Genomic DNA, 14,905 nt, shown 5'->3' on the forward strand with positions numbered 1-14,905 from the left:
TAGCCGGGCGTCCTCGGGGGGGTCACCGCGGACGGGTCCTGTGGCCCCGCACCGGGGACCTATGGCCGCTGCATGCCCGGCCGCACCACGGTGGACTTCTCTCGGGAGGGAGGGCTCATGAAGAAGCTCCTGGTGCTGGGGGCCGGCACGGCGGGGACCATGGCCGCGAACCGGCTTCGTCGACGGCTGGACCGGCACGAGTGGCAGATCACCGTCGTCGACCGCGACGACGCCCACCACTACCAGCCGGGCTACCTCTTCGTCCCCTTCGGCACGTACGACCGCGACGACGTGGTGCGCAGCCGCCACCACTTCCTCGCCGACGGCATCGATCTGGTGCTCGGCGAGATCGCCCGGGTGGTGCCCGACGCCGACGAGGTCGTGCTGGGTGACGGCCGCCGGCTGGGCTACGACCAGCTCGTCATCGCCACCGGCACCTCGCCCCGGCCGGACCAGACGCCCGGGATGGACGGCAGCGAGTGGCGGCGCAGCATCTTCGACTTCTACACCCTCGAGGGAGCCGAGGCACTCGCGGAGGCGCTGCAGGCCTTCGACCACGGCCGCCTCGTGGTGCACGTGACCGAGATGCCGATCAAGTGCCCGGTCGCCCCGCTGGAGTTCACCTTCCTGGCCGACTCGTGGCTGCGCGGACGCGGCCTGCGCGACCGGGTGGAGATCGTCTACGTCACCCCGCTGGACGGCGCCTTCACGCGGCCGGTGGCCGCGGCTCACCTCGGTGGGATGCTCGAGGAGCGCAAGATCCTCCTGGAGACCGACTTCCTCGTCGAGCACGTCGACCCCGAGCGGAAGGTCCTCGTGTCGTACGACGAGCGCGAGGTGCCCTTCGACCTGCTGGTGACGGTGCCGCTGAACCTGGGCGCGGACTTCGTGTCCCGCTCGGGCCTCGGCGACGAGCTCAGCTACGTGCCGGTCGACGAGCACACGCTGCTCTCGGTGGCCCACGACAACATCTTCGCGATCGGCGACGCCAACGACATCCCCGCCTCCAAGGCCGGTTCGGTGGCTCACTTCGCGGTCGAGGTCTTCGTCGGCAACTTCCTGCAGCACGTGCAGGGACAGCCCATGACCGGCTCCTTCGACGGACACGCCAACTGCTTCGTGGAGGCGGGCGACGACAAGGCGCTGCTGATCGACTTCAACTACGACACCGAGCCGCTCACCGGCAGGTACCCGCTGCCGTACGTCGGGCCGCTGAGCCTGCTGCGCGAGACCAGGACGAACCACGTCGGCAAGCTCGCGTTCCGGCACGTCTACTGGAACGTCCTGCTCCGCGGGCGTCCGCTCCCGTTGCCGGCCCGGATGTCCATGGCCGGCAAGCACGTCCCTCACGAGGAGGCCTGAACCATGCCCATCACGACGATCGACGGCCACCACATCCAGGTCGATGCCGAGGGCTTCATGACCGACCCCATGGAGTGGACCGACGACCTGGCCAGGACGCTCGCCGCGCAGATCGGGATCGAGCTGACCGACGAGCACTGGAAGGCGATCCGGTTCGTCCGCCACGACTTCGCAGACCAGGGCGAGACGGCCACGCTGCGCCGGATGAGCACGGTCGGGGGGATCCCGACCAAGACGCTCTTCGCGCTCTTCCCCCAGAAGCCGGCCAAGAAGCTGGCGTACGTCGCGGGGCTGCCCAAGCCGCGCGGCTGCGTCTGACGCGCGTGACCCCGAGGAGACCCGCATGACCACCACCGACGCCGCCCCCATCGTGCCCTCGTTCGGCGAGCCCGAGAGCGGCCGCAAGCTCGCCATCATCTGCTCGAAGGGCAACCTCGACATGGCCTACCCGGCGCTGATCCTGGCCAACGCGGCCCTGGGCGAGGGGGTTGAGACCCATCTGTTCTTCACGTTCTGGGGCTTCGACATGATCAACCGGAAGACGATGGGCGACCTGAAGTTCACGATGCTCGGCAACACCGCGACCCACATGCCGCAGGGCCTCGGGGGACTGCCCGGGATGACCGCCATGGCCACCCATCAGCTGAAGAAGGCCATCGCCGCGCTCGACGTGCCCGACGTGCCCGAGTTCCTCCAGCAGATCGTGGACTCCGGCGGTCACCTCTGGGCCTGCCGGATGTCGGCCGACATGCAGCACCTCGGCCTCGACGACCTCTACGAGGAGGTCGAGGACATCATCAGCGCCTCGGACTTCATCGAGAAGACCGAGGGCGCGCAGCTGCTGTTCATCTGACCCGCAACCGGGGGGGCTGGGTCCCCCCTTGGTCCCGGACCACGGTGACCTTCGATCCTCGTCACGGCCCGGACGGGCAGGGAGGCTCGGGACGTGCAGGAAGTCCGGATCGACGCCGCCCCGCTGGAACGGCTCGAGCACCTGCTGCCCCCTGCTCGCGTGGAGATCCTGGAACGGAACGCCGCCCTCGCGCGCAGCCTGCTCGCCGGGCGGACGATCTGGAACCTCAACTCGACCGCGCAGGGCGGCGGCGTCGCGGAGATGCTGCAGGTCCTGCTGGCGTACGGGCGCGGAGCGGGGGTGAACACCCGCTGGCTCGTCCTCGAGGGCGACCCGGAGTTCTTCGTGATCACCAAGCGGATGCACAACATGCTGCACGGGGCGCGCGGCGACGGCGGGAACCTGGGGCCGCGCCAGCTCGGGCACTACCTCGAGGTCAGCCGCACCAATGCCAAGGTCGCTGCCTCGATGGTCGGGCCCGACGACGTGGTCCTCCTGCACGACCCGCAGACCGCCGGCCTGGTCGAACCGCTCCGCGCGACCGGCGCGCGAGTGGCATGGCGCTGCCACGTCGGGTCCGGCATGGTGACCGAGGAGACCGAGAAGGCCTGGGGCTTCCTCCGCTCCCTGATCGAGCCCGCGGAGGCGTTCGTCTTCTCCCGCCCCTCCTACGTGCCCGCCTGGCTGCCCCCGGACCGGGTCCGGATCATCGCACCGTCGATCGACCCGTTCAGCACCAAGAACGCCGAGATGGAGCCGGCCGAGATCGGCGCCACCCTGCGTCAGGCCGGTCTGGTCGACCTGCCGGCGGACGGGGGCAGCCTGGTCTTCGCACGACGCCAGGGCTCCACCGGCACGGTGCGTGCGCATCGTGGCCTGCTGCTCGACGACACCCCGCTGCCTGCCGACGCCCGGATCATCCTGCAGGTCAGCCGCTGGGACCGGCTCAAGGACATGACCGGGGTGCTGAGCGGGGTTGCCGCGAACCTCGACCTCCTGCCCGAGGACGCGCACCTCGTGCTGGCCGGACCCGACGTCCTGGGGGTGTCCGACGACCCCGAGGGCGCGGCGGTGCTCGAGACGTGCCGGTCGCTGCGCGACCAGCTGCCCGAAGGCGCCCGCCGACGCATCCACCTGTGCTGCCTGCCGATGGATGACGTGGACGAGAACGCACACCTCGTCAACGCCCTCCAGCGGCACGCAGCGGTGGTCGTCCAGAAGAGCCTGGCCGAGGGCTTCGGCCTCACCGTGACCGAGCCGATGTGGAAGGGCCGGCCCGTCGTGGCGGCCGCCGTGGGGGGCATCCCCGACCAGATCGAGGACGGCATCAGCGGCATCCTGCTCCGTGATCCAGCGGACACGGTGGCCCTCACGAAGGCCGTCGCCGAGCTGCTGGCCGACCCGGCAAGGGCGGCCGCGCTGGGGGCGGCGGCCCACGACCGGGTGCGCGACTACTTCCTCGGTGACCGGCACCTGGTGCAGTGGGTCCAGCTCTTCGACGGAGTGCTGCGTGCCACGTGAGACAGAAGGCCCGAGGCCGGATGACGGGCGGCCCTGTGCGCGGTGCACGGTCGCGACGAGGCTCGGTGCCGAGCCCGAACGGCGGGTCGGACCGACGGGGATCGATGGGGAAGGATGCCGATGGGTGTTCAGCTGAAGGCCCCGGTCGTCGTGGGGGTCGACGGCACCCAGCAGGGCCTGCACGCGGTGCAGTTCGCCGTCGCCGAGGCGCGGCGGGTCGGCTGCGGCGTACGCCTCGTGCACTCGTTGCCGGAGCTCGCCGCCACGTCGCCCATCGTGCCCATGATCGGCTACGAGGCCTTCGACGACATGGCCCAGAAGATCATGCGGGAGGCGGAGCAGGCGGCGCGCACCCACTGGGACGGCCTGGTGCCGCTGGAGAAGGTGATCCGGACCGGTCCCCGCGTGCACGTCCTGGTCCAGGAGAGCGTGGGAGCGCACATGGTGGTCCTCGGGCACCGGGACCGTCCCCTGCTCGGCCGGGTGTTCACGGCCTCCACGACGACGGGAGTCGCCATGCGCGCCCGCTGCCCGGTCGTGTGCATCCCGATGGTGTGGCAGGCAGCCGCGAACCACGGGCAGGTGGTGGTCGGCATCGAGGATCCGGAGCACGCCTACCAGGTCCTTTCGCACGCCTTCGTCGCGGCGAGCACGCGGCGGGCGCGGCTTCGGGTCCTGCACACCTGGAAGCTGCAGCGGCCGTACGACGACCTCGTCGTCAGCAGCCGGGAGGCCGAGGCGTGGACGGTGTCGCTGACCGAGAAGCTGCGCGCCGCCCTGGCCGACCTCCGGACTGCCTATGCCGAGGTGCCAGTCGAGATCGACGTCCGTCACCAGGACCCGCCCGCAGCCCTGCTCGGGGCGACCGAGGGCGCGGACCTGCTGGTGATCGGCCGCCGGGGCCACGGCGCCCCCATCGGGATGCCGTTGGGCTCCACCGCCCGGGCGATGATCCGCGAGGCACGTTGTCCCGTCGAGATCACGCCCCTGCACCCCGCGGAGCTGGACACCTCGACCGCCGACCTGGCCCTCACGGCCGACGAGCTGTCTCCCCAGATCTGACCAGCCCGGTGTGGCCGGGACGGGTGGCCATTCGGGACCTTGGTCCCTGTCGTGTGCCGGGTACCCAAGGTTGAGTAGTGCGGGCGTGCCCGACCGGGCGCGTCCCGCCACTCGATGGAGGAGCCATGGGGCCCCGACTCGTCCGCATCGCGGCCGCGGCCGCAGAACGCCTCGCCGACCAGGGCGCGGCCCGGGAGAACGCCAGGATCGCCGCCACCCGCCTGGCACAGGGGCGCGTCGACCGGCTCGAGGTCGAGAACTATCTGGCCCAGCACGTGCGCAGCCACCCCTGCGCCAGCGGGTGCAGGACCCGTCTGGCTCGCGCCACGGCGCGGCCCGCTGACACACCCGCCGGGGCGACCTCCCCCCTCCACGGGGTCGTAGGTCCCTTACCGGTGCCCGGCCGCCGACGGCACGGTGGGCACATGAGCACCGAAGAGCGCATCGCCCGACTCGAGGGCCAGATCGAGGAGCTCCGGGCCAGGCAGGCCGAGCTCCACAACCAGCTCGCCCAGGCCCAGCTGGACCAGTGGCAGGGACGGGTGGAGGACCTCGAGGTCCAGCTGCACCTGGCCTCGATGGACGCCAACGACCGGGCGGCCGCCCTGATGCAGCAGGTACGCGGCAGGTGGACGGACGTACGCCGCCAGCTCGACGACGCCACGGTGACGGTCTCGAGCATCGGCGGCACCTTGCGCGAGGGCCTCGAGAAGGCGGTCCGGGACCTGCGCCAGGCGATCCTGGAGAGCAAGAACAAGCTCGTGCCATGAGCCGGCAGGGGGAGGACTCCGAGGGTGGCCGCGGGCTCGGGGCCGGCGCGGTCTCGAGCCTGGCCGGGGTCGCCGTCCTGCTGGTGTTCGTCGTCCAGAACACCGAGGACGTCCGGTTCCACTTCCTGTTCCTGGACTTCACGTGGCCGCTGTGGTTCTACACCGTGGTGGTCGCGGCGTTCGGAGCGATGGTGTGGTTCGGGCTCGGCGTGATGCGGCGGCACCGGCGACGCAAGGCGCGCCGCGAGGCGAGGCGGGACTGAACGCTCAGGCGCCGGGGACGGCGCCGTGCTGGACCCGGATCGTCATGATGGCCATGTCGTCGTGCTGCGGCGCGTCGCTGAACTCCTCGACCAGCCGGCGGATCCGGTCGGCCACCGCCTGGGCGGGCAGCCGTGCCGGCACGTCGGCGGCGCTCGCGACCTCGTCGGCGAAGGACTCCTCGCCCAGCATCCGGTTGCCGTCCCGGCGCTCCAGCACGCCGTCGGTGACGATGACCAGCAGGTCGTCGCGGCGGAGCGTGTGACTCTCCTGGACGTAGGCGACGTGTTCGACCACGCCGAGCAGGGTCTGCGGCGTGCCGATCTCCTGGACAGCGCCGTCCGACGCGACCAGGAACGGCGGTGGGTGGCCGGCGTTGACCAGGTCGAGCCGGACCCGCCCGCCCTCGGCGCGCAGGGTGCCGCAGACGAGGGTCAGGAAGCGGGAGCGCGGCCCTTCCTCGAGGATCGCGGTGTTGAGCCGCTCCAGCGTGGCCGCCAGGGGGAGGCCCGTGCGAGCGAGGGCCTGGATGGTGTGCCTGGCGAGCCCGGTCACGGCGGCCGCGTGCGCGCCGGTGCCGCAGACGTCGCCGACGACGAAGCACCAGGCTCCGTTGCCGGTCGGGAACAGGTCGTAGAAGTCGCCGCCGGCGGCGGCGTCCTCGCCGGCGGCCTGGTAGACGACGCCGACGTCGAAGCCCGGCGCCGTCGGCACGGTCGGCGGGAGCAGGCTCTCCTGGAGGGCCCGACCGGCCGCCTGCAGGGCGCCGTGCGCCCGTGCGTTGTCGATCGCCAGGGCCGCCCGACGGGCGATCGAGTCGGTGATCAGGGAGAGCTCGCTGCGCAGCCGCTCCTCACGGGTCCGGCCGACGGTGAGCTGACCGATCCGCTTCCCGCGGGCGACCAGGGGGAGGCTCGCCGTGGCGTATCCGTTGACCGACACCGTGCCGGCCACGAGCTGGCTCTCGGGCATCGCCTCGAGGGTGGTGCGCAGCTCGTCGCTCTGCGTCTCGTCCTCGTGCCAGACCTGCTGCAGCACGAGCTTTCCGCGCTCGTCGGCCAGGTGGATCGCACACCAGCGGGCGATCCGGGGGACGACGATCTGGCCGGTGATGGCCATGGTCATGTCCTGGTCCAGTGACCCGGCGAGGAGGTCTCCGGCCTCGGCGATGTAGCTGAGCCAGCCCCGCCGCTCCCGCTCGGAGGCCTGGAGCCGGCCGCGATCGGCCGTGAGCGCGATCGAGTCGGCGAAGCGCTGCAGCTGCGCGGACTGGTCGTCGGTGAAGCCGTTGGCGACGGCGGAGACAGCTCCCACCGCGCCCACCAGCTTGCCCTCCACGAGCAGCGGCACCACCACGAGCGAGCGCAGCCCCGTGCCCGCCAGCAGCGGCACGTCGAAGGTCTCGAGGTCCGGTACGACGACCGGCAGGGCCGCGCTGTGCTCGTCGGGCGTGCCGGGGGATCCGCGCGCGATCCGGCGCCCCAGCAGCTCCTCCGGGAGCCCGCTCACGGCGACGACCTCGAGCTCGTCGTCGAAGTCACGCGAGATGAGCACGTAGGTCGCAGCGGCGTTGATCGGGTCCCTCACCTGCTCCGCCGCCAGGGTGAGGTAGTCCTCCATGCCGAGACGCACCAGCGCGTCCGCGCGGAGCCCGAAGGTCGCCGCACCCGGCGAGACCGGCCGGGGGAGACCGGCCGGATGCTCGAGGAGTGCCCGTTGGGCCTCCGCGACGACGAGGGCGACGGTTCCCTTGTCGTCGGCCGCACGCGTGTGCGAGGCGAAGACCGCCTCGCTCGCCCCGCTGCGGCAGGCCACGGCGTACGTGCCCTGCCAGCCGCCCGCTCCCTCCGGCGCGGCCAGGTCCTCAGGAGGTCCGCTGCCGGCGCCCTGCTCGATCAGGTCGGCGTAGCGTCGACCGGTTGCCTCGTCGGCCTGCCAGCCGAAGAGTGCGGTCGCGTCGTCGTTCCAGCCGGTGACCACACCGTCGTCCGAGATCGCGATGACGGCGACGTGGGTGCCGTGCGCGGGTGCGGGCACCCTGCCGACCCCGTCGCGCGCGGCGGAGGTTGCCTCCTGTTCGTAGATGACCCAGACCCGCTTGGTGGTCCGGGTGTACTCCACCCCCCAGGCACTGGCGAGCGACGTCGTGATGACCAGTCCCCGCCCGTGCTCGGAGGTGTCGGGCGGCCGGTCGGTCACGATCGGGAGCTTGCGTCCGGGGTGCTGGTCCTCGACGTCGATCCGGAGCTGGCTTCCGTGCAGGCCCAGGGTCAGCCGCGCGGTCGTGCCGGTATGGACCACCGCGTTCGTCACGAGCTCGCTGACGATCAGGGACGCCCCGTCGACGAGCTCGTCCTCTCCCCACTCCTCCAGGGTTCGTCGCGCGAAGCGTCGCGCCTCGGCGACGGAACTCGCTTCCGCGACGAAGAACTGCTGCGCGCGCACCGGGAATGAGGTCATGGTGGTCTTCGGGACTCGTTGGCTGAGTCCCCTCATGGTGACAGACTCAGCGGGACGGGCCATCGAGGAGAGCCGAATGCCCACAACCACAGCAAAGAAGAAGCCCCGTCCGCGCCCCGAGGGCGGCGAGGACGTGGACACCGCGCAGCTGAGGAGACTCCTCTCGGCACTGGACGCGATGCGGGAGGGCAACTTCCGCAAACGGCTGCCCGTGTCCGGTGAGGGGCTGATCACCGACCTCGCGATCGCGTACAACGACATCGCCGACCGGCAGCAGCACATCCTCTCCGAGCTGACCCGCGTCCAGCGGGTCGCCGGGCGCGAGGGGCGGCACAGCGAGCGGCTCCAGCCCGGCCTGGGCGAGGGCGGCTGGACCAAGTGCGTCGACGCCGCCAACAGCCTGGTGACCGACCTGGTCCGACCGACCGGCGAGTTCGCCCGCGTCGTCGCGGCCATGTCCGACGGCGACCTGACCCAGCGGATGGACCTGCGGCTCGACGGGCAGTCGCTGCGGGGGGAGCCGCTCCGGGTCGCCCGCAGCGTGAACGGCCTCGTGGACCAGCTCTCGTCGATCGCCGACGAGATCACGCGGGTGACCCGCGAGGTCGGCACCGAGGGCAAGCTCGGCGGCCAGGCCCGGGTCCGCGACGCCGACGGCAGCTGGCGCGACCTGATCGACGCGGTCAACACCATGTCGTCGCGGCTGACCGCCCAGGTCCGCGACATCGCGCTGGTCACGACCGCCGTCGCCGACGGCGACCTGTCGCACACCGTCACCGTCGAGGTGTCGGGGGAGATGGCCCAGCTCAAGGACACGGTGGACCGGATGGTCGACCAGCTGTCGTCGTTCGCCTCCGAGGTGACGCGGGTGGCGCGTGAGGTGGGCACCGAGGGCCGGCTGGGTGGCCAGGCCGACGTCCGGGGCGTCTCGGGCACCTGGAAGGACCTCACGGACTCGGTGAACCTGATGGCCTCCAACCTGACCAGCCAGGTGCGTGGGATCTCCTCGGTCGCCCAGGCGGTCGCCCGCGGCGACCTGAGCCAGCAGATCACGGTCAGCGCCCGCGGCGAGGTCGCGGAGCTCGCCGAGACGCTGAACTCGATGACGGCGACGCTGCAGACCTTCGCCGACGAGGTGACCCGGGTGGCCCGCGAGGTCGGCACCGAGGGCATCCTCGGCGGCCAGGCCGACGTGCCCGGCGTCGCCGGCCGGTGGAAGGACCTCACCGAGTCGGTCAACTACATGGCCGACAACCTCACCGCCCAGGTCCGCGACATCGCGCCCAGGTCACCACCGCGGTCGCCCGCGGCGACCTGAGCCAGAAGATCACCGTGGACGTGAAGGGCGAGCTGGCTCAGCTCAAGAGCACGGTCAACGTCATGGTCGACCAGCTCTCGTCGTTCGCCGACCAGGTCACGCGCGTGGCCCGCGAGGTCGGCAGCGAGGGGATCCTCGGCGGCCAGGCCGACGTGCCCGGGGTGGCGGGGACGTGGAAGGACCTCACGGACTCGGTGAACTCCATGGCGTCCAACCTGACCAACCAGGTGCGCAACATCGCGCAGGTGACGACGTCGGTCGCGCGTGGCGACCTGAGCCAGAAGATCACTGTGGACGTCCGCGGCGAGCTGGCCGAGCTGAAGAACACGGTCAACACGATGGTCGACCAGCTCTCGTCGTTCGCCGACGAGGTGACCCGCGTGGCGCGCGAGGTCGGCGGGGAGGGCCGTCTCGGTGGGCAGGCGGCCGTACCCGGGGTGTCCGGGACCTGGCGGGACCTGACCGACTCGGTGAACTTCATGGCGGGCACGCTCACGGCCCAGGTCCGCAACATCGCCGAGGTGACCACCGCGGTCGCGCGGGGCGACCTGACCCGCACCATCACCGTCGAGGCCCGGGGCGAGATCCTCGAGCTCAAGGACACGGTCAACACGATGGTCGACCAGCTCTCGTCGTTCGCCGACGAGGTGACCCGCGTGGCCCGCGAGGTCGGCACCGAGGGCCGCCTCGGGGGCCAGGCCGACGTGCACGACGTGTCCGGCACCTGGAAGGACCTCACCGAGAACGTCAACATGATGGCGGCGAACCTGACCTCCCAGGTGCGCAACATCGCCGAGGTGACCACCGCGGTCGCCCAGGGGGACCTGACCAGCAAGATCACCGTCGACGCGCGCGGCGAGATCCTCGAGCTCAAGAGCACCGTGAACACGATGGTCGACCAGCTGTCGTCGTTCGCCGACGAGGTGACCCGCGTGGCCCGCGAGGTCGGCACCGAGGGCATGCTCGGTGGCCAGGCCCGGGTCCCCGGCGTGGCCGGCACCTGGCGGGACCTGACCGACTCGGTGAACTCGATGGCCTCGAACCTCACCAACCAGGTCCGCAACATCGCCACCGTCTCGACCGCGGTGGCCCGCGGCGACCTCAGCCAGAAGATCTCGATCGAGGCCCGCGGCGAGGTCGCGGCGCTGGCCAGCACGATCAACGCCATGGTGGACACGCTGCGGGCCTTCGCCGACGAGGTGACCCGCGTGGCCCGCGAGGTCGGCACCGAGGGCATCCTGGGCGGGCAGGCGCAGGTGCGTGGCGTGGCCGGCACCTGGAAGGACCTCACCGACTCGGTGAACTCCATGGCGGGCAACCTGACCAGCCAGGTGCGCAGCATCGCCCTGGTCACCACCGCCGTCGCGCACGGCGACCTGACCCAGAAGACGTACGTCGACGCACGCGGCGAGATCCTCGAGCTGAAGACCACGGTCAACCGGATGGTCGACCAGCTCTCGTCGTTCGCCGACGAGGTGACCCGCGTGGCCCGCGAGGTCGGCACGGACGGCAAGCTCGGCGGCCAGGCCGAGGTGGCCGACGTCTCCGGCACGTGGCGCAAGCTGACCGAGAACGTCAACCAGCTCGCCGGCACGCTGACCACCCAGCTGCGCGCGATCGCCGAGGTCTCCACCGCCGTGACCCAGGGCGACCTGAGCCAGCAGATCACGGTGGAGGCGCAGGGTGAGGTCGCTGAGCTCAAGGACAACCTGAACCAGATGATCGACAACCTGCGTGAGACCACGCGGGCCAACCAGGAGCAGGACTGGCTGAAGACCAACCTGGCCCGCTTCACCGGGCACATGCAGGGTGGCCGGGACCTGCTCGACGTCACCCAGCTCATCGTCAGCGAGCTCACCCCGCTGGTCGGCGCGACGGCGGGCACGTTCTTCCTCGGGGAGAACGGTCATGCCGGGGCCCGCACGCTGCGCCGGATCGCGTCGTACGGCTACCGCCCGCTGAAGGGCGTGCCGGACACCTTCGAGTTCGGCGAGGGGCTGGTCGGCCAGTCCGCCCGGGACCGCGAGCGCATCCTGGTAACCGACGTACCGGCCGACTACCTCAAGATCGCGTCCGGCCTCGGCGAGGCCGCGCCGCTCACCATCGTGATCCTGCCGGTGGTGTTCGAGGAGCAGGTGCTCGGCGTCATGGAGCTGGCGTCGTTCCGGCCGTTCAGCGTCGTGCACCTCCAGTTCCTCGAGCAGCTGATGGAGATCATCGGCGTCTCCCTGAACGCCATCATCGCCAGCTCCCGCACGCAGGCCTTGCTCGTGGAGTCGCAGCGCCTCGCCGCGGAGCTGCAGAACAAGTCGGGCGAGCTGCAGACGCAGCAGCAGGAGCTGCAGCAGAGCAACGCCGAGCTCGAGGAGAAGGCGAGCCTCCTGGCCCAGCAGAACCGGGCCATCGAGATCAAGAACCTCGAGATCGAGGATGCCCGCCGGGCCCTCGAGGACCGCGCCGAGCAGCTGGCGCTGTCGTCGCGCTACAAGTCGGAGTTCCTCGCGAACATGTCGCACGAGCTGAGGACCCCGCTCAACTCGCTGCTCATCCTGGCCAAGCTGCTGGCCGACAACCCCGACCAGAACCTCAACGGTCGCCAGGTGGAGTTCGCGCAGACCATCCACAGCGCCGGCACGGACCTGCTCCAGCTGATCAACGACATCCTCGACCTGTCGAAGGTCGAGGCCGGCAAGATGGACGTCCACCCGGCGACGGTCGCCGTCTCCGGCATCGTCGAGTACGTCGAGGCGACGTTCCGCCCGCTCACCGCCGAGAAGGACCTGAGGTTCTCGGTGTGGGTGTCCGAGGACGTGCCGCAGACGCTCGTCTCGGACCAGCACCGACTCCAGCAGGTGCTGCGCAACCTGTTGTCGAACGCGGTCAAGTTCACCTCGTTCGGCGAGGTGACCCTGTCGATCCGGCGGAGCACCGAGAAGAACTTCACGACCCCGGCGCTGACCATCGCCGACGGCGTCCTGGCCTTCGAGGTGACCGACACGGGGATCGGCATCCCGCCGGAGCAGCTGCGCACCATCTTCGAGGCGTTCCAGCAGGCGGACGGCACCATCAGCCGCAAGTTCGGCGGCACCGGCCTGGGGTTGTCCATCAGCCGGGAGATCGCCCGCCTCATCGGCGGGGAGATCCACGTCGAGAGCGAGCCGGACCGGGGCAGCAAGTTCACGCTCTACCTGCCCACCCAGTTCGTGGGCGGGCGGACGACCACGGCCACGCTGCCCGCCGGGTCGGTGGCCACGCACGCCCCGCTGCCGGTCGGGGGCACCGACCGCGTCCAGGAGCAGGTGGAGGACGACGAAGGGCAGATCGTGCCCGGGGACCGGGTGCTGCTCGTGGCGCTCTCGGACCCGGACCTGTGCCGCGCGGCGGTCGAGGTGGGCCGGAGCCACGGGTTCAAGGTCCTCGCGACGTCGTACGCCGACCGGGCGCTGGCGATCGCCGAGCAACGGCTCCCGGACGGGATGGTCGTGGGGATGGACATGTCCTCGCACGACGGCACCTCCCTGCACCACCTCCTCAAGCGGCTGGACCGGACCCGTGACGTCCCGATGATCGCGGCCCACATGACCACCGCGGTCGAGACCGCGCACCAGGCCTGGCAGGCCGGGTCCCTCGACGTGATCGAGGTGCCCTTCACCCGGGCGAAGGTCGACGCCGCGCTGGAGCACCTCGAGGGTTTCATCGCGCGGGCCAAGAGGCGCCTGCTGGTCGTGACGGCCGACTCGGGCAGCGCCGGGGCGGCCGTGGCGGAGCGGTTCGAGTCCCGCGACGAGATCGAGGTCGAGATCGTCGGGACCGCCGAGGAGGCCGTCGCCGCCTTCGGCGCCCCCCTGGACTGCGTCCTGGTCGACCTGGCGCTGCCGGACGGCGGCGGGTTCGAGGTGCTCAAGCGGCTGCGTGCCCGCAAGCAGCTGCTGCACACGCCCGTCATCGTCAGTGGCAGCAGCAGCCTGTCCGCGCGGGAGGAGACCAGGCTGGCCAGGTACGCCGAGACGCTCACCCTCACCCGACCGCCGACGTTGGAGGACCTGGTCCAGGACACCGCGCTGTTCCTGCACCGCTCCGACGTCGCCACGCTCAGGCGGCCACAGACCTCGGGTGAGGGGGACGCGGAGGGCGAGCAGGCGCTGGCGGGACGCCGGATCCTCATCGTCGACGACGACGTCCGCAACGTCTTCGCCCTCACCAGCGCCCTCGAGCAGCACGGCATCGACGTGCTCTACGCCGGCAACGGTGAGGAGGGGCTCGGCACGCTGCGCGGTGAGCCCGACATCGACCTCGTGCTGATGGACGTGATGATGCCCGGCATGGACGGCTACACCGCGATGCGGGAGATCCGGAAGATGCCGAGGTTCCGCGACCTGCCGGTCATCGCGCTCACGGCCAAGGCCATGCCGGGCGACCGCGACAACAGCCTCACGGCCGGAGCGTCGGACTACGTGACCAAGCCGGTCGACGTGGAGCAGCTGCTGTCGGTGATCCGGTCGTGGCTCTCGTGACCGAGCGCGCCAAGATCCTGATGGTCGACGACCGCCCGGAGAACCTGCTCGCGCTCGAGGCGATCCTCGGGTCGCTGGACCTCGACCTGGTGCGCGCGAGCTCGGGTGACGAGGCCCTGCGCGCCCTGCTCAAGGACGACTTCGCGCTGATCCTGCTCGATGCCCAGATGCCGGGGATGGACGGCTTCGAGACCGCCACCCGGATCAAGCGGCGGACCCGGACCAAGGACGTCCCGATCATCTTCCTGACCGCGGTCGACAAGGACCTCAGCAGCTCCTACCGCGGCTACGTGGCCGGCGGTGCCGACTACCTCGCCAAGCCGTTCGACCCGTGGATCCTGCGCGCCAAGGTCCAGGTGTTCGTCGACCTGTGGCACGCGGGCCGGGTACAGGCGGCTCAGGCGGCCCTGCTCCGCGACCGCTCGGACCCGAAGGTGGCCGGCTCCCTCCGGGCACGCCTGTCGGTGCTGGACGAGGCCGTGGACGCCCTCGCCGTCGAGCTGGAGGAGGTGGGACCCGGCGGGGTCGCGGCGCTGGAGCGGGTGCGCAGGGAGATCGAGGCGCTGCGCGACGCCGTGTCCGGTCTCTCCGTCGTGCCAGCCGCCGCACCCGACCACGATGCGGGGAATGTTTCGGCGCGGTGACCGGCTGTGCCCTGGAGAGGCACGACCAATCGATCCCAGGAGGGACACCACGTGAGCAAGATCCTCTTCGTCGTCACCGGAGCGAAGTTCTGGACGCTGGCCGACGGGACGCAGCACCCCACCGGCTTCTGGGCCGAGGA

11 protein-coding genes are annotated in these 14,905 nt (G+C 71.1%); 10 read left to right on the forward strand and 1 reads right to left on the reverse strand.

Annotated elements, in window-relative coordinates:
- Positions 1-117 precede the first annotated feature (117 nt).
- The 7 genes from sqr (at position 118) to H0S67_RS11740 (ending at position 5,831) form a co-directional block, all read left to right on the forward strand.
- Positions 118-1,362 carry a type III sulfide quinone reductase, selenoprotein subtype gene (sqr, locus tag H0S67_RS11710; RefSeq protein WP_180933212.1) on the forward strand — a complete coding sequence of 415 codons (1,245 nt, stop codon included), beginning with the start codon at positions 118-120 and terminating at the stop codon, positions 1,360-1,362.
- A 3-nt stretch (positions 1,363-1,365) separates the two neighbouring features.
- Complete coding sequence (locus H0S67_RS11715) at positions 1,366-1,680, forward strand: TusE/DsrC/DsvC family sulfur relay protein (protein WP_180933213.1); 315 nt, start codon at positions 1,366-1,368, stop codon at positions 1,678-1,680.
- A 25-nt stretch (positions 1,681-1,705) separates the two neighbouring features.
- On the forward strand, positions 1,706-2,215 hold the full coding sequence (locus H0S67_RS11720; RefSeq protein ID WP_180933214.1) for a DsrE/DsrF/DrsH-like family protein: 510 nt from the start codon (positions 1,706-1,708) through the stop codon (positions 2,213-2,215).
- Positions 2,216-2,308: 93 nt separating this feature from the next.
- Positions 2,309-3,736 carry a glycosyltransferase gene (locus H0S67_RS11725; protein ID WP_180933215.1) on the forward strand — a complete coding sequence of 476 codons (1,428 nt, stop codon included), beginning with the start codon at positions 2,309-2,311 and terminating at the stop codon, positions 3,734-3,736.
- Between the two features lie 120 nt (positions 3,737-3,856).
- Positions 3,857-4,798: a universal stress protein gene (locus tag H0S67_RS11730; RefSeq protein ID WP_180933216.1), complete on the forward strand. Its 942-nt coding sequence runs from the start codon at positions 3,857-3,859 to the stop codon at positions 4,796-4,798.
- A 425-nt stretch (positions 4,799-5,223) separates the two neighbouring features.
- A complete protein-coding gene (locus H0S67_RS11735; RefSeq protein ID WP_180933217.1) occupies positions 5,224-5,568 on the forward strand; it encodes a hypothetical protein in 345 nt (114 codons plus the stop codon).
- The gene (locus H0S67_RS11740) at positions 5,565-5,831 is read left to right on the forward strand and encodes a lipopolysaccharide assembly protein LapA domain-containing protein (RefSeq protein WP_180933218.1); all 267 of its coding nucleotides are present in this window, start codon (positions 5,565-5,567) and stop codon (positions 5,829-5,831) included. The genes H0S67_RS11735 and H0S67_RS11740 overlap by 4 nt, the downstream gene beginning before the upstream one ends.
- Before the next feature lie 4 nt (positions 5,832-5,835).
- Here H0S67_RS11740 and H0S67_RS11745 read toward each other — a convergent pair whose 3' ends face one another.
- Positions 5,836-8,289, reverse strand: a complete 2,454-nt coding sequence (locus H0S67_RS11745) for a SpoIIE family protein phosphatase (protein ID WP_180933219.1) — start codon at positions 8,287-8,289, stop codon at positions 5,836-5,838.
- A 76-nt stretch (positions 8,290-8,365) separates the two neighbouring features.
- Between H0S67_RS11745 and H0S67_RS23610 the strand changes: the two genes are divergently transcribed.
- The 3 genes from H0S67_RS23610 to H0S67_RS11755 are packed head-to-tail and all read left to right on the forward strand — an operon-like array spanning position 8,366 to position 14,765.
- A complete protein-coding gene (locus H0S67_RS23610; protein WP_219635236.1) occupies positions 8,366-9,607 on the forward strand; it encodes a HAMP domain-containing protein in 1,242 nt (413 codons plus the stop codon).
- 14 nt (positions 9,608-9,621) lie between these two features.
- Entirely contained in the window at positions 9,622-14,121 is a 4,500-nt protein-coding gene (locus H0S67_RS11750; RefSeq protein ID WP_246354680.1) for a hybrid sensor histidine kinase/response regulator, read from the forward strand.
- Positions 14,109-14,765 carry a response regulator gene (locus tag H0S67_RS11755; protein ID WP_246354681.1) on the forward strand — a complete coding sequence of 219 codons (657 nt, stop codon included), beginning with the start codon at positions 14,109-14,111 and terminating at the stop codon, positions 14,763-14,765. The genes H0S67_RS11750 and H0S67_RS11755 overlap by 13 nt, the downstream gene beginning before the upstream one ends.
- The last annotated feature ends 140 nt before the right edge of the window (positions 14,766-14,905 follow it).

The organism is Nocardioides ungokensis (assembly GCF_013466985.1).
Classification (GTDB): Bacteria; Actinomycetota; Actinomycetes; order Propionibacteriales; family Nocardioidaceae; genus Nocardioides; species Nocardioides ungokensis.